Annotated in this window: 17 protein-coding genes; 12 read left to right on the forward strand and 5 right to left on the reverse strand. The window is 67.9% G+C overall.

What is annotated here, in order from left to right; all coding sequences use genetic code 11:
- Positions 1-83 precede the first annotated feature (83 nt).
- The 3 genes from AC1DHY_RS07725 to AC1DHY_RS07735 all read left to right on the forward strand — a co-directional run bounded on the left by AC1DHY_RS07725 (position 84) and on the right by AC1DHY_RS07735 (position 3,259).
- Entirely contained in the window at positions 84-1,754 is a 1,671-nt protein-coding gene (locus tag AC1DHY_RS07725; RefSeq protein WP_476880359.1) for a phosphodiester glycosidase family protein, read from the forward strand.
- Between the two features lie 59 nt (positions 1,755-1,813).
- Positions 1,814-2,239 carry an alternative ribosome rescue aminoacyl-tRNA hydrolase ArfB gene (arfB, locus tag AC1DHY_RS07730; protein WP_476880358.1) on the forward strand — a complete coding sequence of 142 codons (426 nt, stop codon included), beginning with the start codon at positions 1,814-1,816 and terminating at the stop codon, positions 2,237-2,239.
- Between the two features lie 99 nt (positions 2,240-2,338).
- Positions 2,339-3,259: an NmrA family NAD(P)-binding protein gene (locus AC1DHY_RS07735; protein ID WP_476903424.1), complete on the forward strand. Its 921-nt coding sequence runs from the start codon at positions 2,339-2,341 to the stop codon at positions 3,257-3,259.
- A 4-nt stretch (positions 3,260-3,263) separates the two neighbouring features.
- Here the strand turns inward: AC1DHY_RS07735 and AC1DHY_RS07740 are convergent, their stop codons facing one another.
- Both AC1DHY_RS07740 and AC1DHY_RS07745 read right to left on the reverse strand, forming a co-directional pair.
- Entirely contained in the window at positions 3,264-4,064 is an 801-nt protein-coding gene (locus AC1DHY_RS07740) for a chitosanase (RefSeq protein WP_476880356.1), read from the reverse strand.
- Between the two features lie 94 nt (positions 4,065-4,158).
- Positions 4,159-4,902 carry an SGNH/GDSL hydrolase family protein gene (locus tag AC1DHY_RS07745; protein ID WP_476903425.1) on the reverse strand — a complete coding sequence of 248 codons (744 nt, stop codon included), beginning with the start codon at positions 4,900-4,902 and terminating at the stop codon, positions 4,159-4,161.
- 245 nt (positions 4,903-5,147) lie between these two features.
- Between AC1DHY_RS07745 and AC1DHY_RS07750 the strand changes: the two genes are divergently transcribed.
- From AC1DHY_RS07750 to AC1DHY_RS07780, 7 genes are all read left to right on the forward strand, one after another.
- Entirely contained in the window at positions 5,148-6,185 is a 1,038-nt protein-coding gene (locus tag AC1DHY_RS07750; protein ID WP_476879283.1) for a LacI family DNA-binding transcriptional regulator, read from the forward strand.
- A gap of 69 nt (positions 6,186-6,254) precedes the next feature.
- Positions 6,255-7,556 (forward strand): ABC transporter substrate-binding protein, encoded by a 1,302-nt coding sequence (locus tag AC1DHY_RS07755; protein ID WP_476879284.1) that lies wholly within the window; start codon positions 6,255-6,257, stop codon positions 7,554-7,556.
- An 11-nt stretch (positions 7,557-7,567) separates the two neighbouring features.
- Positions 7,568-8,533, forward strand: coding sequence for a carbohydrate ABC transporter permease (locus tag AC1DHY_RS07760; RefSeq protein WP_476879285.1), 966 nt, complete (start codon positions 7,568-7,570; stop codon positions 8,531-8,533).
- A gap of 2 nt (positions 8,534-8,535) precedes the next feature.
- The gene (locus tag AC1DHY_RS07765) at positions 8,536-9,414 is read left to right on the forward strand and encodes a carbohydrate ABC transporter permease (RefSeq protein ID WP_476879286.1); all 879 of its coding nucleotides are present in this window, start codon (positions 8,536-8,538) and stop codon (positions 9,412-9,414) included.
- Positions 9,415-9,417: 3 nt separating this feature from the next.
- On the forward strand, positions 9,418-10,503 hold the full coding sequence (locus AC1DHY_RS07770; RefSeq protein WP_476879287.1) for a glycoside hydrolase family 130 protein: 1,086 nt from the start codon (positions 9,418-9,420) through the stop codon (positions 10,501-10,503).
- 54 nt (positions 10,504-10,557) lie between these two features.
- Positions 10,558-12,660, forward strand: a complete 2,103-nt coding sequence (locus AC1DHY_RS07775) for a hypothetical protein (protein ID WP_476879288.1) — start codon at positions 10,558-10,560, stop codon at positions 12,658-12,660.
- 26 nt (positions 12,661-12,686) lie between these two features.
- The gene (locus AC1DHY_RS07780; protein ID WP_476903426.1) at positions 12,687-13,787 is read left to right on the forward strand and encodes a glycoside hydrolase family 130 protein; all 1,101 of its coding nucleotides are present in this window, start codon (positions 12,687-12,689) and stop codon (positions 13,785-13,787) included.
- Here the strand turns inward: AC1DHY_RS07780 and AC1DHY_RS07785 are convergent.
- Positions 13,784-15,424, reverse strand: a complete 1,641-nt coding sequence (locus tag AC1DHY_RS07785) for a phospholipase D family protein (protein WP_476879290.1) — start codon at positions 15,422-15,424, stop codon at positions 13,784-13,786. The genes AC1DHY_RS07780 and AC1DHY_RS07785 overlap by 4 nt on opposite strands.
- Before the next feature lie 123 nt (positions 15,425-15,547).
- Here AC1DHY_RS07785 and AC1DHY_RS07790 point away from each other — a divergent pair, with 123 nt between their 5' ends.
- Together AC1DHY_RS07790 and AC1DHY_RS07795 are read left to right on the forward strand one after the other, a co-directional pair.
- On the forward strand, positions 15,548-16,090 hold the full coding sequence (locus AC1DHY_RS07790; RefSeq protein WP_476879291.1) for a PadR family transcriptional regulator: 543 nt from the start codon (positions 15,548-15,550) through the stop codon (positions 16,088-16,090).
- Between the two features lie 3 nt (positions 16,091-16,093).
- Positions 16,094-17,806 (forward strand): ABC1 kinase family protein, encoded by a 1,713-nt coding sequence (locus AC1DHY_RS07795; RefSeq protein WP_476903427.1) that lies wholly within the window; start codon positions 16,094-16,096, stop codon positions 17,804-17,806.
- Positions 17,807-17,839: 33 nt separating this feature from the next.
- On the opposite strand, the gene AC1DHY_RS07800 is transcribed toward AC1DHY_RS07795, so the two are convergent.
- Both AC1DHY_RS07800 and AC1DHY_RS07805 read right to left on the reverse strand, forming a co-directional pair.
- Positions 17,840-18,499 (reverse strand): dihydrofolate reductase family protein, encoded by a 660-nt coding sequence (locus AC1DHY_RS07800; protein ID WP_476903428.1) that lies wholly within the window; start codon positions 18,497-18,499, stop codon positions 17,840-17,842.
- 112 nt (positions 18,500-18,611) lie between these two features.
- Positions 18,612-19,364 carry a lytic transglycosylase domain-containing protein gene (locus AC1DHY_RS07805; RefSeq protein ID WP_476880158.1) on the reverse strand — a complete coding sequence of 251 codons (753 nt, stop codon included), beginning with the start codon at positions 19,362-19,364 and terminating at the stop codon, positions 18,612-18,614.
- Positions 19,365-19,503 lie beyond the last annotated feature (139 nt).

The following is a 19,503-nucleotide window of genomic DNA, read 5'->3' on the forward strand; positions in this document are numbered from 1 at the left end:
TGTCCGTGAACAGTCGGTGAACGTCGCCCAAACGGGCCCATATCCGGGCGCCCGGCGCCCCGGGCCGACTGTAGCGTCGAAGCATGATGACTCCCCCTCACCGTCTGCGCAAGGCTGCGCTGGCCGCCGTCGCCATTGGACTTCCGGCCGCCCTGCTTGCCCCGACCGGTCCCACGTTTGCGGCCGCCAACCCACCGGCCGCCCCGGCAGAGACCAGCCGTGCGGCCCGGACGTTGGACCTCGGCGCCCGGGATCTCCCCGAGGCCCGCACCGTCACCACCCTGGCTCCGGGCCTGACGCGGACCGCCATCACCCGTGGAGCTCCGGACGCGGCCCTGTTCTGGACCGCGGAAATCGCTATCCCGTCCACGTCCCCGGACCCCGATGCGCCGGCCAGCGCACTCTCCGATGGGGCCGCGGCCCGTGCGGTTGCCCGGAGACTCCAGGATGCCGGGCTCCAGCCGCGGGTTGAGCATGTCCAGTCCCCCCGCCTCGCCGATGCCGGTGGAGACCTCGGCTACCGTGTCCGCGTAGGCTCGTTTGCGTCCAAAGCCGACGGCGCGGCAACCGTCGACCGGATTAAGGCCGCAGGTTTTGCCGCCTCGGTGCTTTACACCGGGTGGGACGGGGACACCGACGACCTCCATGCCACGCGCGGCCAGTGGAAGCTGAACGTCCTGACCATCGATCCGAAGACCTTCAAGGGCGAGCTCGCCTCCGGCGTCGGCCCGGACCTCGAAGGCAGGGAAACAACAAGCCAGCTCGCCGCGGCGCAAGGCGCCCTCGCCGCGGTCAACGGCGGATACTTCGTGATGGACCCCAAGGCCGGCGCCCCGGGAGACCCGGCCGGGACCGCCGTCGTCGGCGGCAAGCTGCTCAGCGAACCGGTTGGTGACCGGCCCTCGTTTGTCCTCGACGGGACTACCAACAGAGCTTCAATCCAGCGGCTGACCTGGCGGGGCCAGGTATCGTCCCAGGCAGACGGCTCCAAGCTGGCTTTGGACGGCCTGGACCGGGTGCCCGGACTTATCCGCAATTGCGGCGGCACCGGCGACTCACCCACCAACCTGCCGCTCCACGACGTCACCTGCACCGACGCGGACGAGACGGTCGCGTTCACCGAAGAGTTCGGGGCCGCCACCCCGTCCGGTCCGGGACTGGAAGTGGTCCTGGACAAACACGGGGCGGTCACCGCCGTCCACAGTTCGCGCGGTACGGCCGTCCCGGCCGGCGGCCGGACGGTACAGGCCACGGGTTCGGACGTCCCCGCCCTCAAGGCTATGGCGGTCATCGGTCAGCGGCTCGACGTCGGGACCACGCTGATCGACGCCGCAGGCAAAAGCGTGCGCACCCACCGCGACACTTCCATCGTGAACGGCGGACCGGTCCTGGTCTCCGGGGGTACGGAGAACATCACCGCCCGGCGTGACGGCATGGTCCACAGCGGTGACAGCAACAGCTTCTATTACGGCTGGGTCCACAAGCGGAATCCCCGCACCATCGTGGGCGTCGACGCGCAGGGGCGCACCCTGATTGTCACCGCCGACGGACGCCAGACGGCGTCGCTCGGGCTCAGCATCAAGGAGGCAGCCGACGTCGCCCGGTCACTGGGCATGGTCGAGGCCATTAACCTCGACGGCGGCGGCTCCACCACCATGGTGGCGGGCGGCGGCGTGGTCAACACCCCGTCGGACGCCGCCGGTGAACGCGCCGTCGGCGATGCACTGCTGGTTCTTCCCCGCCGCCGGGACTGATCAGTACCGACTGAGCCGAACCGACTGGGACAAAGCGGCTGATATGCGAGGCTGGGTGCATGGACCTGGAAGTTTTTCCCGCACTCACGATTCCCGCAGCTGAACTTCGCTGGCGGTTCTCGCGCTCGTCCGGGCCGGGCGGCCAGCACGTCAACACCTCGGACAGCCGCGTCGAACTCTCCTGGAACGTGGCCCGTTCGGCGGCGCTTTCGGACGAGCAGCGGCTGGTGTTGCTCGCCGGGATCGGACGACGTCGACTCATCGGCGGCGTCCTCACGGTCACCGCTTCGGAACAACGGTCCCAGTTGCGCAACCGGGAGACCGCCCTCGCCAAGCTCTCGGAACTGGTCACCGAGGCCCTCGCCCCCGGCGCGGCTCCCCGAAAGCCCACCAAACCCACCAAGGGCTCGAACCGGCGCCGGCTGGCGGCTAAGGAACAACGCTCGGCGACCAAGCTCCAGCGGCGACGGCCCGTTGCCGAATAGTCGGGCCGGCCACAGGATCGCCGCGGAAATGGCGGCGCCGGGGCGTTGGTACTGTGGAGCCGACCCGCTCGCGCACTGACTAGCACCAAGGTAGGAACAATGACCGCCACACCACCTCCTTCCGGCGTCGTCCTCCTGGCCGGTGCCACCGGCGACCTTGGCGGCCGGATCCTGGCGAACCTGGTCGGCCTGGGGGCCACCGTCCGGGTCCTCACCCGCCCCGGTACGGACGCAACCCGCATCGCGCAGGTGGAAGCCGCTAGTGCGCGGGTGGTCAAGGCCCGCTATGACGATCCGGATGCCCTCCAGCAGGCATGCGCGGGCGTCGATTGCGTGGTCTCCGCGATCAACGGTCCGGACGACGTGATCGTCGGCGCCCAGTCCAAGCTGCTGGCCGCTGCTGCCGCCGCGGGGGTACCGCGTTTTATCCCCTCGGACTACTCCATTGACTACCGGCGCATCAGCCCGCGCAGCAACAGGAACCTGGAGCTCCGCCGGGACTTCGCCCAGCAGCTGGACGCCACCGAGATCCGTGCCACGTCGATCCTCAACGGCGCCTTCACGGACATGCTCACCGGGCAAGCCCCAATGATCCTCTTTGCCCGGCACCGGGTGCTCTTCTGGTCCGACGCCGATCAGGTGCTGGACTTCACCACCAAGGACGATACCGCGGCCTACACCGCCGCCGCGGCCCTCGACGAACGCGCGCCCCGCGTCCTGCAGATTGCCGGCGACACAGTGACCGCGCGGACCCTGGCGGCGACCATGTCCGAGCTGACAGGGACTCCGTTCAAGCCGATGTTCGCGGGGACTGTCGGTTCACTGTCGGCCATGAGCCGGGCCATGAAGGCGTTCACGCCGACGTCGGACGAGCCGTTCCCGCCCTGGCAGGGTATGCAGTACTTTGCCAGCATGTTTAGTGGCGACGCGGTGCTGCACCACGTCGCCAACAACCGGTACGGCAACCGCCCGTGGACCACGGCACGGGATGTCCTCGCGCAGCATCTGCAGGCCGGCTGAGCACCTACCGTACCTGGGGGTATGACCCAAGCTGATACGGGTCCCCATAGACGGACCAGCTGATCGGCGGGACGAGCCCCAGGTTGCCGGAGCCCAGCAGGCCCTCGTGGATGTCCTGGCGGCCGTGCTTCTGGTAGTCGCCCCATTTCTTGAGGATCTTCACCCGGGCGTCCACGACGCCGGCCAGATACCTGGACTCGTCGCCGCCCTGCGCCGGCGGCGGGTTGTCTTTCCGGGCCTTGGCCAGGATGCCGCCGAACGACTCTTTGTCATCCCCCGGGCCGTGGTTGACCGAAACGTCGTAATAGATCGCGAGTCCCAGCGGGCCGACGCCGTCACGGGCTGCCTCATCGAAGGCCGGCTGCCAGTACACCCTGTCCCGTTCCTGCTGCTGGGCGCGCTGGAAGGCCGGGTCGTTTCCGGCCGCTTTCCAGGCGGCGGGGAAATCCGGGTCCAGGAGCCGATGGCTCAGCGAGGGGCGCTCCTTGTCGGGCGCATCCATGATCTGCTTGAGCTGCGGCACGTAGCCCTCCAGGGGATTCCCCGGCGCCGCTGCGGCGTAGGCCTCCACGAGTTCGAGCATGTCGCCGGTGCCGCTGCACCAGCCCACCAGGCCGCCCGTGTACCCGCGCCCGTCGTCGATGTCCTCGATGTAACCGTAGGACGTGGTCCAGTCGGGCGTGGAGTTCTCGGCAGTGGAGGTCAGTTGAAGTGCAATCTCCTTGTAGACGGGGCTGGCGATATCAACTCCGGTTTGCCCGCCCCCCGCCCGCTCTCCCGGCGGAATCCATAGTTGACCCGGCATCTGACCTCCCGAACTAGTCGTGACGCCGAGACTAACAGCCGGCGGAACCGTGAAACAGGGCCCGGCGACCGTGGACAGAAGTAATTCGGGTGGTTCAGCCGGGGAGGTTGCCGGTGATGATCTTCTCCATGTTGGCCTGCAGGTAGTGCTGGCCCGCCACGCTGGGGTGGTCCCCGTCCGGCCCGATCAGCTGATCGGCCTGCCCCATGATCCATTGGTCCTGGATGGGATCGATGAAGACAGCGCCGGCCTCGTTTGCGGCGGCCCGGTCCTCGTCGCGCACTTCGAGCCGGGACGCCTCGGGATTGTCGGTGTAGGACGGCGGCCCCACCACCACAATCTTGGCGTCGGGTGCCTTGGCGTTGATTTCTGCCAGGGTCTTGGCTGCGGCCTGTTTCAACTGGGTGGCGTCGGAGCCCATGTCGTTCTCGGAGCCGAAAATGAGTACCAGCTGGGTGGTTTTTTGAACGCTCTCATCGACCTGGGACAGGAAAGTGGAGCCGCCGTCGCCGGTACTGACGTAACCGCTGCCGTTGGCCGAGGCGTTAACGATGGAGAGCGGGTGCTGCCCTCCCCGGGTGTCACCCTGGACCAGGTTCGGCCACGCCAGGTCCGGACTCGTTCCGTGTCCGGTGCTCAGCGAGTCTCCGATGATGACCACTTGGGTGGCAGGTGCCGAGCCGGCACCCTGCGTCGCCCGTACCGGCAACGCCGGCCCCGAGGACTGCCCCCAAAATTGGGGTGCGTTCGGGGCAACGACGGCGGCCGCTCCGGTCAGTGCGGCGACCGCGACGGGCACCGCGAACAGGAGTGTTTTGCGTCGTGCGGATGGTTTCAAGAGGCTGATCCTGCAGGTGGAAGGCGGATGTAAGCGTGAACTCCAGCCTAACAGGACCCCCCGTCGCGGCTGCCTGACGCGGCCTCCCGAAACGCCGCGGGTGAGCCCAAGCTGGCCGCCCCGTGCACCGGCCTGCGACTGGACCGCCTCTACCCCCCGGCCTTGACACGAGAGAAGTGAACCGGTTAAGTAGTCACTAACAAAACCGGTTCAGTGATGTGGATCACGACAGCAATGAGGCTCAGATGACAGTGACGATCAACGACGTGGCCCAGGCGGCCGGCGTCAGTAAAGGCGCTGTGTCCTACGCCCTCAACGGGCAGCCCGGCGTCAGCAAGGACACCAGGGACCGGATCCTCCGGGTCGCCAAGGAACTCGGCTGGACTCCGAACCTCCGCGCCAAGGGCCTGTCCTCGGCCAAGGCCTACGCGCTGGGCCTGGTGGTCGCCCGCGATCCCTCGCTGCTCGGCTCCGACCCCTTCTTCCCGGCGTTCATCGCCGGCATCGAAGCGGCCCTGGCAGAACACGAGTACGCCCTGGTCCTCAGCGTCGCCACGGAGCCGGGCGCCGAGGAACGCTGCTACCGGAAACTTGTCGACAACGGCCGGGTCGACGGCGTCATCCTCACCGACGTCCGCCAGGACGATTCCCGCATCGCCCTCATGCTCGAACTGAAGCTTCCCGCCGTGACGCTCAACCGGCCGGACGCGGCGTCGCCGTATCCCGCGGTATCAGTCGACGAATCCGCCGGCATCGCGGCCGCCGTGGAACACCTGGTGGGACTCGGCCACACTCGCATCGCCCACGTCGGCGGCGGCCAGGAATACATCCACGCCCGCAGCCGCCGCAAGGCATGGGAAGACGCACTGGCCGCCGCGGGCCTGCTCCCGGACCTGTTTTCTGCGGCCGACTTCACGGCAGCCGGCGGGGTCGCCGCCACCGCAGACCTGCTCGGCCGCACCGACCGTCCCACGGCCATTGTCTATGCCAACGACCTGATGGCGACGGCGGGCCAGTCCTACGCCCAGTCCCTGGGCCTCAGCATCCCGGGCGACCTGTCCATCACCGGCTACGACAACGCCGAGTTCACGCAGTACCTGAACCCGCCGCTAACCACCCTTGCCACGGACCCCATGCTCTGGGGGCGGGTGTCGGCCCAGGTTTTGCTGGACCAGCTTGCCGGCGCGCACCGGGTTGAAGACACCACCCTCCCGGCCCCCCGCCTGGTGGCCCGGGCCTCCACCGGCCCGGCCCCAGCCCGGACCGCCGGCGCCTTCCCCTAGCCACTTCCCCTTTTATTTCTCGCACATCCTCAATACCAAACCCCTTTCCACCCCTTCCAAGGAGTCGCAATGAAGCGCTTTACCACTGCCACGCGCGTACTGTCCGTGGCCGCCCTGACGATCATGGGCGCCGGCCTTGCAGCCTGCGGCGGCGGTGCCGGCGGCAGCTCGGCGTCGTCAGCCACCACCGCCAAGGGCCCGATCAAGATCTGGTACTCGAACAACGAGTTCGAGGTTAAGTGGGGTAAGGACATGGTGGCCTCGTGGAACGCCGCCCACCCGGACCAGAAGATCGACGCCCAGGAGATCCCGGCGGGCAAGAGTTCCGAGGAAGTCATCGGTGCCGCCATCACCGCCGGGAACGCTCCCTGCCTGGTCTTCAACACCGCCCCCGTGGCCGTGCCCCAGTTCCAGAAGCAGGGCGGCCTGGTCGCCCTGGACTCGTTCCCTGACGGCGCCCAGTACATCAAGGACCGCACCGGCGACCTCGCCGGCCAGTACAAGTCCGCGGACGGCAAGACCTACCAGATGCCGTGGAAGTCCAACCCCGTGGTCCTCTTCTACAACAAGGACCTCTTCAAGAAGGCCGGCCTGGATCCGGAGAAGCCCAAGCTGGCCACCCAGGACGAATTCCTGGACGCCGCCCGCACCATCGTGAAGTCCGGCGCCGCAGCCAAGGCCGTGTGGCCTTCCCCGGCCAGCGATTTCTTCCAGTCCTGGTTCGACTTCTACCCCTTCTACGCAGCCAACTCGCAGGGCACCCCGCTGGTCAAGGACGGCAAGGCCACCTTCGACAGCGACCAGGGTAAACAGGTCGCCACCATGTTCCAGACCCTTTACAAGGAGAACCTGGCCTCCAAGGAGGTCTACCAGGGCGATTCGTTCGCCGAGGGCAAGGCCGCGATGTCGCTGGCCGGCCCGTGGGCCATCGCCGCGTACAAGGACAAGGTCAACTGGGGCGCGGTCCCGGTTCCGGCAGCGCAGCCGCAGACTGACGGGGCCACGTTCTCCGACGCCAAGAACATCGGCATGTACTCCGCCTGCAAGAACCAGGGAACGGCCTGGGACGTCCTGAAGTTCGCCACCAGCAAGGAAGAGGACGCCAAGCTCCTCTCCGGAACCGGCCAGATGCCCATGCGCAAGGACCTGACCAGCGTCTACGCGGACTACTTCGCCAAGAACCCGCTGTACAAGCAGTTCGCCCAGCAGGCGGCCCGGACCGTTGAAGTTCCGAACGTGCCCAACTCGGTGGAGGTCTGGCAGACCTTCCGGGCGGCCTACGCCAAGTCCGTGATCTTCGGCAACGAAAGCATCGACGACTCCTTCAAGGGCGCAGCGGACAAAATCAACCAACTGGTAGCCCAGAAGTAGCGGTGAGCCCCATGTCACTTCGTTCCGTCCGCGGCGGGCCGCCCGCCGCGGGCCCGGCCGGGCGGACACCGGCCCCTCGGCCGGCGGCAAGGAAACGCCCGGGTTTCCTTGGGCGCCAGCCGCTGGGCCTGCTGTTCAGCGCCCCGTACGTTATCTACATCCTCGGCGTCCTGGCCTACCCGCTGGGGTACGCAGTGTACATCTCCTTCCACGACTTCTTCTTCACCGCCCCCGGGGTACAGGTGGACCGGCCGTTCGTGGGGCTGGATAACTACGTCACGGTCCTCTCGGACCCCGCCGTCCAGCGTTCCTTCGCGAACATCGGCGTTTTCCTGATCATCAACGTACCGCTGACCGTCGGGCTGTCCCTGGTCCTGGCCAACGCGCTCAACCGCGTCAGCAGGCTCAGGACCTTCTTCCGGGTCAGCTACTACGTCCCGTACGTCACGGCGAGCGTCGCCGTCGTGGGTGTCTGGCTCTTCCTGTTCCAGCAAAACGGCCTGGTCAACGGGCTGCTGGGGCCGCTGGCCCCGAACCCGTCATGGCTGACCAACTCCTGGCTCGCGATGCCCACCGTGGCGCTGTACGTGACGTGGAAGCAGCTGGGATTCTTCATCCTGCTGTACCTGGCCGCGCTGCAGAACATCCCGGATGAACTCTACGAGTCCGCGTCCGTGGACGGCGGAAACAAGTGGGTCCAGTTCTGGAACATCACCGTTCCGGGCGTCCGTCCGGCCAGCGTGCTGGTGACCCTGCTGGCCACCATCACCGGGGCGAACCTCTTCACCGAACCGTATCTGCTCACCGGCGGCGGCGGTCCGGACGGGGCCTCGGCGTCGCCGGTGTTCCTGATGTACCAGAAGGGCATCCTGCAGGGAAACCCCGACGTCGCCGCCGCACTCGGCGTCGTGCTGGTCATCGGTGTACTGCTTATCGCTCTGATCCAAAAACGCCTCGTGGGCGGAAAGGAGGACTGACAATGTCGACTCAGGACACTTCAACCGGCCAGGCCTCCGGGGTGGAGAAGCGCAGGAACCTCGGCGTGGGCAGCTTCGTGCTGCTCGCCGTCGGCGCCTTCGTCTTCCTCTTTCCCTTCTACTACATGTTCATCGGGTCCCTGCAGACCTCCCCCGACACGTCCGTGGGCGGTGCCTTCCCCAACCCGGGGAACATCACCGGAGAGAACTACACCAACATCAACAACTCCATCGACCTGCTCAGGGGCCTGGTCAATTCGGGGATATTCACCGGCGGTGTGATCTTCTTTACCGTCGTCTTCGGCCTGCTGGTGGGCTACGCCCTGGCGCAGATGCAGTTCCGCGGCAAGGGCCTGGTGTTCGGCATGATGCTGCTGGTCCAGATGATCCCGTTCCAGCTGCTCCTGATCCCCCTGTACGTCATGATCGTGCGGGACTACGGGCTCGCGGACACCTACATCGGCATGATCCTGCCGTTCGCGATCAACTCGACGGCGGTGTTTGTGTTCCGCCAGTACTTCCTGCAGCTGCCCTCGACGCTGTTCGAGGCCGCCCGCATCGACGGTGCGTCCGAGCTGCGGATCCTCTGGCAGATCGCCGTTCCCCTGGTCCGGCCCGCCATCGTCACGGCCGTGCTGCTGACTTTCATCGGCCCGTGGAATGAGTTCCTGTGGCCGTTCCTGGTCACCAAGGACCAGTCCCTCCAGCCGCTGGCCGTCTCACTCGCCAACTACATCTCCAACATCGCCGCGACGGCATCCAACCCGTTCGGCGCCATCCTGGCCGGCGCCTGCGTCCTGGCGGCCCCCGCCGTCGCGCTTTTCATCTTCTTCCAGCGCCAGTTCATTTCCACCAATATCGGTTCCAGCGTAAAGGGCTAATCCATGACCTCCCCCCAAACTTCCGCACTGCCCACCGTCCCGTTCACCCTCACCCGCGCCGGCGTCATTATGGCCCCGGAGCCCGGCAACGAGTTCGAGGCCGAAGGCGTCCTGAACCCGGCCAGCGGCCGGGGGCCCGACGGCGCCCTGTACCTCCTGCCCCGGCTCGTCGCCGAGGGCAACGTCTCCCGCGTGGGCTTGGCGAAGGTGACCATCGGCGACGACGGCGTGCCCACCGGCGTCGACCGCGAGGGCATTGTGCTCGCCCCCGACGAGGGCTGGGAACGCGGCACCAACAACGCCGGCACCGAGGACCCGCGCACCACGTGGGTTCCGGCGCTCGGCAAACACCTCATGACCTACGTGGCCTACGGTCCCCTGGGCCCGAGGCTGGCCTTCGCCGCCTCCAAGGACCTGCGCAGCTGGGAACGGCTGGGGCCGTGCCACTTCGGCTACCAGCCGGACCTGTCCATGGACCTGAACCTCTTCGCCAACAAGGACGCGGTCTTCTTCCCCGAACCCGTCAATGACCCCGACGGCGTCCCGTCCTTCGCGATGCTGCACCGGCCCATGTGGGATCTGGGATGGATCCGGGACGGCGAAGGCGAACACCTCCCGGCCGGCGTTACCGACAACCGGCCCGGCATCTGGATCTCCTACGTTCCGGTCGCCGAGGTGGAGCAGGACCTGCGCAACCTGGTCCACATGCGCAACCACCGCCAGGTTGCCCTGAGCGAGTTCGACTTCGAGGCCCTCAAGATCGGTGCCGGCCCCGCTCCCATCCGGGTGGACGAGGGCTGGCTGCTGATCCACCACGGCGTCTCCGGGGTGATGGCCAAATCGGACTTTGCCCAGCAGCAGAACGTGAACTACGTGGCCGCCGCCATGATCCTCGACGCCGAGGACCCCTCCAAGGTCATCGCCCGCAGCGACAAGCCCCTGCTCGCGCCGGAAACCGCTGAGGAGAAGGCCGGCATCGTCCCGAACGTTGTCTTCCCGACCGCCATCGAGAAAATCGGCGAGCAGCTGTTCGTCTTCTACGGCATGGCCGATTCAAAAATCGGCGTAGCCCGGCTGGACCGCGTCTAGAAACCGCCCCTTCGGACGCCTGCCCGCCCCGCCCCACCGCCCTAGGAGCCAGACATGACCCGCTTCACTGTTCACGCACGCCTGAGATGCGCCCCGATCGCAGTCGTCGCCTCCTTGTCCATGCTCCTGGCCGGGGTGGGGCCGGTTTCGGCGGCGCCGCAGGCCCCTGCCGCGCCGCAGACACCGGCCCCCGCGCCGCACGTCCCCTCCCCCGCCCGGCGGGCCCCGCTGACGAACTTGTCCCACCTGAACTTCCTGCTGGACACCGTTCCGCTCCGGGCGGTCGCGGGACACACCACGTACCAGATCGCCGACCGGCCCGCCGCGCAGGCGCCCTGGACGTACGCGAATAAAAACGCCGACGGCACCTACACCCGGGTTGGCGGTGGTACCAGGGACGCCGCCTCGGGCCATTGGAGCCAGGGCGCGTTCAACGCGGACGACATCGCCCGGACCGCCGTCGTGTACCTCCGCCACTGGCGGCAGACCGGGGACGCCTCCAGCCGGGAGCGCGCCTTCGAGGTGCTGCGTTCGCTGACGTACCTGCAGACCACCACCGGGCCCAACGCCGGTAACGTGGTCCTGTGGCAGCAGCCCGATGGGACACTCACGCCCAGCGCCACGCCTGCCGAACTCCCGGACCCCAGCGACTCGGCCGAGTCGTACTGGCTGGCCCGGACGGTGTGGGCGCTCGGTGAAGGCTACGCCGCGTTCAAGTCGGCCGATCCCCAGTTCGCTGCCTTCCTGCAGGCCCGGCTGAAGCTCGCCGTCACCTCCCTGGCCGGTCAGTCACTGGCCAAGTACGGGCGCTACGACGTCGCCGACGGCGCCAGGGTTCCGGCCTGGCTGATCACCGGCGGCGCGGACGCCTCCGCGGAAGCCGTGCTGGGGCTCACCGCCTACACACGGGCAGCCCCCGACGACGGCGCGGCGGCCGGTGCGCTGGCCAAACTCACCGAGGGCATCGCAGCGATGTCCGCCGGATCCGCCGGGCAGTGGCCCTTCGGGGCGATACTGCCCTGGAACCAGTCCCGGACCCTGTGGCACGCCTGGGGCGGCATGACGGCGGCCGCCGTCGCCGACGCGTCAAAGCAGCTCAAGCGTCCCGACCTCCTGGCCGCGGCGGTGCGCGACTCCGCACAGTTCACCCCGCAACTGCTGGCCGCGGGCGGACCGGACAACGCCTGGAGCCCGGTCCCGGGCGAGGCGCAGATCGCCTACGGCGTGGACTCGCGGATCGAAGGACTGGTGGCAACTGCCAAAGCAGCTGACGCACCCGGCCTAATCGACGTTGCCGCCGTCGCGGCCGGCTGGTACTTCGGCGCCAACCGCAGCGGGAAGCCCGCCTATGACCCGGCGACGGGCACCGCAATCGACGGCATCGAAACCGACGGCCGCATCAACCCCAACTCCGGCGCGGAATCCACCATCCATACCCTGCTGTCCATGCTCACCCTGGACGCCCGCCCGGCGCTCAAAGCCAAGGCCCTGGGGATCAGCCGCACCACCGGCACGGACGGCCTCCGGGTAGCCGAAGCCGAATCCGGAACCGTCACGGGCGGCACGGTGGTGAAACCGGCCTCCTCATGGACCGGCGAGGCCAACTGGTCCGCCGGCGCCTACGTCGCCCTGAACCCCGGCGGCTCGGTGGTCATCCCCGTTTCCGCATCCCAGCAGGCACGCAACGTCTACGCCGTGGTCAATCAGCGCCCCGCACCGTCCGGCACCGCCTCCTGGAAGGCCCGCGGAACAGTCCTGGGCAGCACGGCCAACGGAGGGGCCGGTGCGCAGGGCATTACAGCGGCCCCCGGCATCCTCTTCCCGTTCGCCCTCGGCCGGCCCCTGCCGGCCGGGGCGACCAGCGTCACCGGAACAACCGGAGGCGACGCCGCGATCGACGCGGTCCTGCTGCAGCCCCTGGTCTCCACGGTCTCCGTAGCTGGCCCGGCGGGTGACTCCACGCTGTACATCAGCGCCGCCCCGCAAAGCACCACCCGGCGCGTGCCCGTGCCCAGGGGCTTCCACCTGCAGCAGGAGGCCTTCGACGCGACCGGCTGGCCTGTCAGCCCCGCCCCGGACCGGACCGGCGAAGACCGATCGGGCCGCATCACCGTGGCCCCCGGAGGGTTCACCTGGGTGAACCTGGTCCGGAACTGACACCTCACTCCTACAGGAAGAACCCCATGCAGAAGATCACCACCGAGGCCCTGCGCATCACCTATGAAGCCGCGCTCACGTTCAGCAACCCCCTGACCGACACGATCTCGACCGACCAGTTCTCGGCCGAGTATCCGGAGCATCCCGAATGGGCAATCGGCCCGTTCCGCAAGGACGATGCGCTGACCTTCCGCCAGGTCGAGGACTGGGAGGACCCCGTCGGCATCGGCTGGACCGCGGACTCCATCTTCAACCCCTCCCTCATGGAGCGCGACGGAAAGCTCTACCTTTTCTACCGGGCTTCTCCACGCAAGGAATCGGTCTCCAGCCGCATCGGCGTCGCCGTCTACGATCCGGCGGCCGGGTGGCTGGATAACCCCGCCAACCCTGTGGTGTACCCCACGCTGGATAACGAGATCCTCGGATGCGAAGACCCGAAGGTTTACCGGGCCAACGGCCGCTACTACATGTTCTATAACGGGATCTGGACGATCGACCGCTCCGAGGCGGACGCCGGCCAGGACCCCGAGGTGTATCCCCTGGGCGACGTCGGGTGCGACATCAACGTTGCCGTCTCGGATGACCTCATCCACTGGGAGAAGCTCGGGCTGGCAGTCCCCCACAAGGTTTCCCGGTTTTGGGCCAAGGGCGCCGTTATCCCCCGGAACGCCCGGGGTGAAGCGGTCAAGATCGACGGGCAGTACCTGATGTACCTGTCCGAGGGATGCGGCGGCACTACCCATGTGGGACGTTCCACCGACTTCGAGACCTGGACCTTTGAGCCGCAGGACTACCTGGACCTTGGCCCGCTGCAGGGCTCCCTGCACGAAGTGGCCTGCGCCATTGTCGATGAGGACAACGGCGCAGGCACCACCCTGGTCCTGGACTTCTTCTACGGCGACGCCTACGGGCAGTTCTCCGCGGCCCAGGCCCTCTACGACGTGCGGCAGCCCTTCACCCAGAAAGCCGTGCACCGGGGAGGTTCCCTGGCGTGGGGCGGCCTGCTCAAATTCGACGGGACCTGGATGTTTGCCCAGGGCTGGGATGCCCCGTCCGGTTCCCGGGAAATGTACTTCTACCGCGCCGTCCCCGGGAACAGGCCTAAGACCAGGGCTGGCGCGGCCTAGAACTCGGTCGTCCCCCGGAGCTGCCGCGGGCGTCCGTCCGGGTCGACGATGAAGCGGTTGATGGGATCGGCCCAGAGCCGTTGGAGCGCGGTTACCGGTTCCAGGACGTGGCGCCGTGCCTGTCCCGGCGGGCGGGCCGCGGTGTGGCCGGTCTGGTGCCAGCGGTCGAGGGCCGCTACTGCGCCATTCCAGAGCTCCAGTCCGCGCGCCGGATCCTGGAGCCGGGGATCGTCCTGGTCCATTCCCAGATGTTCGGCCCAAAGCTGGCACCGAAGCTTGTGCGCCAGGGAAACGGCCGGGGCGGGGCCGTCGTTTGCGTCAGGGCCGTTGGCCTGGCTGTCTTCAGGGCCTGCCTGTTCGCCGCTGGGCGTGGTGTCCACCACGGCGCAGGTGAGCTCACTGTCCGTGGTCCACGACCGGCGGTTGAAGTTATCCGAGCCGCAGGTAAACCAGGTGTCGTCGATGATGCAGATCTTGGCGTGGATGTAGATCGGTGTTCCCGCACTGTTCTCCAGGTCGAAGATGCCCACCCTGTCCGGCGCCGCCCGGCGCAGGGCACTGATGGCGCGGGCCTGCCCGATCCGCTTTGCCGGTCCTGCCACCGGGCCATCCGTATCGGGATACCGGGGCACGACGACGATGACTGTCAGGTCCGGGTTCCGGCGCAGGGCGGCGGCGATGCCTGCGGCAATCTCCGCGGACCACAAGTACTGGTCCTCGATGTAGATCAGCGAACGGGCGCGGGCGAAAGCCTTCGCGTAGGCGCGGGCAATACTGCGTTCCCCGGCCGGCGCGAAGGGCAACGGCGGGCGTTTCACGCCGTACGTGCGCAGCAGCTGCACGGCGTGCGGGCCCGCCGGCGGCGGCGGGGGTGCAGTCGCCGGCAGCGGTCCAGGGTGGCGCGGCATCCGGGCCAGGCGCTGCAGCAGCATCCGGTAGGGGGTGTGCCGGTCCAGAGGATGGGGGTCGTTCCACCGTTCGGCGAAGACCGCCAGCACGTCGGCCACCACCGGGCCCCGCAGTTCCAGGGCGGCATCGTGCCAGGGCGGCCGCTTCCCGTACCGGGCATCCATGGTCACGGCCTGCGGGTCCCCTTTATGGCCGGCGTCGTCGCGGCGGCTGTGCGAGAGGTCCAGGCCACCCACAAAAGCAACATCCTTCGACGGGTCGTGGCGGCGTCGGATGACGAACATCTTTTGATGGTGCGAACCGAACAGCCGGACGCGCTGGTCCAGCAGCACCTCGCCGCCGGCCTCGTTAATCTCTCGGCCCAGGAGCTCGTTGGAGCGGCCGCTGATCGGGGCCGAAATGCGCTCTCCGTGGGATCTCCAGACCAAGCCGCGGACTTCCACTCCCGCCCGCGCGAGGCCGGCGAGGACATCCCCGATCGTCGGCCCGTCCGGGAGCAGCCGTTCATCGGCGTCGCCCCGCCAGTCGGTGAACCAGACACGATCGCCTGCCCGCAGGGCCGTCAGCTCCGCATGCAGCCGGGCGAAGTAGGCGGCACCATGGACAAGGGGCGTCACCAGGTTACCCTCGGACCACTCCCGTCCACCGTCCACGCCGGTGTGCACGTCGGAGGCCTGGTTCCCCCGCTCAGACCGGCTAAGGAACCAATGACCCGGGTCTTTGTCCATTCGGTGCACTTTACGGGACGCCGGGGCACACGTCTGCCCCGCGGCTCCGGAAACCCACCGTTGGTTTCGCGGGTATCGGGACGTATCGTTGACTATCGTTCGCTATTCACTAAGGAGAGCAACATGCGTAACTCGTTCCCGGCCGGCGGCTTCGGCGGCCCCAACATTGACGGCATGTGGCAGGCTGTCGAAGAACTTCGTTCACGCTTTGAAAAACGCTCCGGCACCCGCGCGGGACGGGGCGAGGTGCGCTCGGCCGTGCTGGCCCTGCTGGCGGAGCGGCCGATGCACGGCTACCAGATCATCCATGAAATCGAGGAGCGCAGCGGCGGCAGCTGGAAGCCCAGCGCCGGCTCCGTTTACCCGACCCTCCAACTGCTCGCCGACGAGGGTCTGATCCTCGCGGAGGAGTCCAACGGCCGCAAGATCTATTCCCTGACCGAGGCGGGCCGGGAAGATGCTGCCCACGCCGGGGCGTCGTCTCCCTGGGAGGCGGCCGACGGCGGGTCCGGCACCGGATTCGCCGCCCTGCCCAAGGCCGGCGTCGAGCTTGCCCAGGCAGCGTCGCTGGTGGGCCGGACCGGCACGCCGGAGCAGGTGCAGCAGGCGGTGGCAGTGCTCAATGACGCACGACGCCGGCTGTATTCGATCCTCGCCCAGGACTAGGGGGTGACGTCTGGCCGCCGGGACCGAGCAAATCCGGTGAGCGGCGCCGGGAACACCCGCGCCCGCTACCGCCGCATCCTGCGCTTCGCCGCGTGGCATCTTTCCAAGACGTGGTGGTTTGAGCTGTTCCTCCCCCGCATTGGGCTGGGCGGAATCACCGAGCGCACCAGGTCAAAAAGAATGCAGGGCTTCGCGGAGCGCTTCCACGCGCTCGCCCTGGACCTGGGTGGGCTCATGATCAAGGTGGGCCAGTTCCTGTCCTCCCGGCTCGACGTGTTGCCACCCGAGATCACCAAGGAACTCGAGGGGCTCCAGGACGAGGTTCCTCCGGTGCCGTTCGCGGACATCCGTGCCCTCGCCGAAGCCGAGCTCGGCGCGCCGCTGGAACGTGTTTTCGCCTCCGTCGAGGAGACGCCCATCGCCGCAGCCTCCCTCGGACAGGCCCACCTGGCGCGGATGCTTCCGGCGAACGCCGCCGACGCCGGCCTCGAGAGCGTTGTCCTGAAGGTGCAGCGTCCCGGCATTGATGCGATCGTCGACGTCGACCTCGCAGCCCTGCGCAAGGTAGGGGGCTGGCTCAGCCGCATCCGGCTGGTGTCACGGCGGGCGGACATGCCCGCCCTGGTGGAGGAATTCGCGCAAACCAGCCTCGAGGAAATCGATTACCTGCATGAAGCCGCGAATGCCGAACGCTTTGCGGCCGAGTTTACCGACGACCACAGGGTGGACGTTCCCGCCGTGGCCTGGGAGTGGACCACACGCCGTGTGCTCACCCTGGAGAACGTCACCGCCATCAAGATCACGGACGCCCAGGCCCTTCGTGCGGCGGGCATCGATCCCGCGGAGGTCGCTCCGGTGTTCGCGTCGGTCATGTTCGAGCAGCTCTTCACCAACGGCTTTTTCCATGCCGATCCCCACCCCGGCAACATCTTCGTCACGCCGGCATCCGATCCGGCGGCAGGGCGTCCCTGGAAGCTGACGTTCATCGACTTCGGCATGATGGGCGAGGTCCCGCCCGGCACCCGCAGCGGACTGCGGAAGCTGCTGATCGCCGCCGCCTCGCGTGACGGCCAGGGACTCGTGGCGGCGATCAGCGACATCGGCGTGCTGGTCCCCTCCGCCAACAGGGCCGAACTCGAGCGGGCCATGACGCACCTCTTCGCACGCTTTGGCGGGATGGGCTTCGCCGAACTTCGCGAGGTGGACCAACGCGAGTTCCTGGAATTCGCGGTGGAGTTCGGTGACCTCATACGCTCCCTGCCATTCCAGTTGCCCGAGAATTTCCTGCTCATCATCAGGGCCATGTCCCTGACCTCGGGCGTGTGCAGTGCATTGGATGCACGGTTCAATCTGTGGGACGCGGTGGAACCGTTTGCTGGCCAGCTGCTGCGCGACGAGCGCGGCAATATCGTGCAGGATGTGGCCCAGCAGGCGCTCGACGTCGCGGGGGCAGCCCTGCGTCTGCCGAAACGCCTCGACGGGCTCATCACCCGCTTCGAAGACGGGTCAGTTTCAGTCTCCAATCCGCGGCTGGAGCGTCAGATGGCGCGGCTGGACCGGGCTGTGCAGCGGGCGGGATCGGCGGCGGTTTTCGGCGCGCTGCTGGTGGCGGGCTCGATCGTTCTCGCCGACGACGGTGTGCTCGGCCGGGTGCTGATGATCGCCTCAGTCGTTCCGCTGCTGCACGGGCTGTGGGCCGGGCGCCGCAGACTCTGACGTCACGCCGTCGACGGCGACGGCGGGCCCTGCCTACTTGGCGGGCCGTCGGGTGAAGATCAGGTGGACCACGCCCTGCGGGGACGCGGTGGCTTCGATGTCAAAGCGCTGTTCGAGTTCTTCGAGGCCGTCCCAGAGCCGTTCCCCCCGGCCGAGGACGATCGGCACAAGAACGACGTGCATGTGGTCGATCAGGTCAGCCTCAAGGAACTGCCGGATCGTGCTGACGCCGCCGCCGATCCGGATGTCGAGGTCGCCGGCCAGGGCGCGGGCCTGCTCGAGCGCGGAAACGGGGTCGGCGTCGACGAAATGGAACGTTGTCCCGCCTTCCATTTCGAGGACCGGCCGGGGGTGGTGGGTCAGCACCACCACGGGCGTGTGGAAGACCGGGTTATCGCCCCACCAGCCCTTCCATTCCTCGTCGGCCCACGGCCCGCGCTGGGGACCGAATTTGTTCCGCCCCATGATCTCCGCGCCGATCCCGGGACCCCATGCGCTGGCGAACGCCTCATCGACACCCTGGGATCCCTCGCCTTCCCCGGGGAGCCCCATCTGCCGGAAGGTGCGCGTCTCGAAGGCCCATTTCATCAGGCGCGAACCCGCGTGGCCGAAGGGTGCCTCGAGCTGCTGGCCCTCGCCGGTGCCGAAGCCGTCGAGGGAAACCGAGAAATTGTGCACGCGGACGAGGGACATGGCATCTCCTGAAGATTGGCGGGTCGCCCTCACCTTATGGTGATCCTGCACCGCGGCTCAAGACCCGACGGAGGATGAACTTCCCGAGGCCCGTTGCGCCACGGTTCCGGGCCTAGCCTGCGGTACCCGCCTTGGCGGCGTAGGCGGTCGCTTCGGCCCGCACCTGGCGAATGTAGGCGCCGGACTGGTTATACGAATAGATGGCGTCGGTCCACCCCTGGTCTGTGCTGAGGTCACGGCCGTGGTCGCAGAGATAGGTGGCTGCGCTGAGGGCGGCGTCATCGATGTTGAACGGGTCCGCTTTCCCGTCCCCGTTTCCGTCCCGGCCTACAAGCCGCCAGGTGGTGGGGATGAACTGCATGGGCCCGACGGCGTGGTCCCAGCGCGCGTCGCCATCGAGGGCGCCTCCGTCCGTATCGGCGATGGCGGCAAACCCGTCGCCGTCAAGACTCGGGCCCACAATCGGGCCGCTCGCATGCCCGGCGGCGGTAAGGCTGCCTCCGCCGTAGGTTCCGTGCGCCGATTCAACGAAGCCGACGGCGGCCACAGTGTTCCAGCCGATGCCGCAGCCCGGAGTGGAGCTGTTAGCTGCGGACGCTGCCGCAACATAGGCCCGGAGGGCCCGGGCAGGGATCCCGGTCCCGGCCGCGGCGCGGCTCAGCCACACGGCGTCGGGATTCCGGGTCACGTTAACCGCGGAACTGATCCCGCCGGTCAGCGCTTCAAGCTTGGCCTCCGCCCGGGGCGGTGCCGAGAAAGCGGTGCGGGCGTCAACACCGGGTTGCCGGATGGCCCAGAAGGAGAATGCGGTGATGACGCCGAGGGCGAAGAGGCCGAAGACCAGCAGGCGTTTGAGGTGGAGCACTGACTAATCAAACCACCTCCGGCCGGGGGCTCTTCCGCCCGGAGCGTCTCAGGGGGTGGTGGGTGGGAATTCCGGTCAGGAAACGGCATGGATTCCGCCTCCGTGTCCTTTTTGACGCGGATTCTTGGAAGTTCTTGCT

Source organism: Arthrobacter sp. 05L44, from assembly GCF_056397605.1.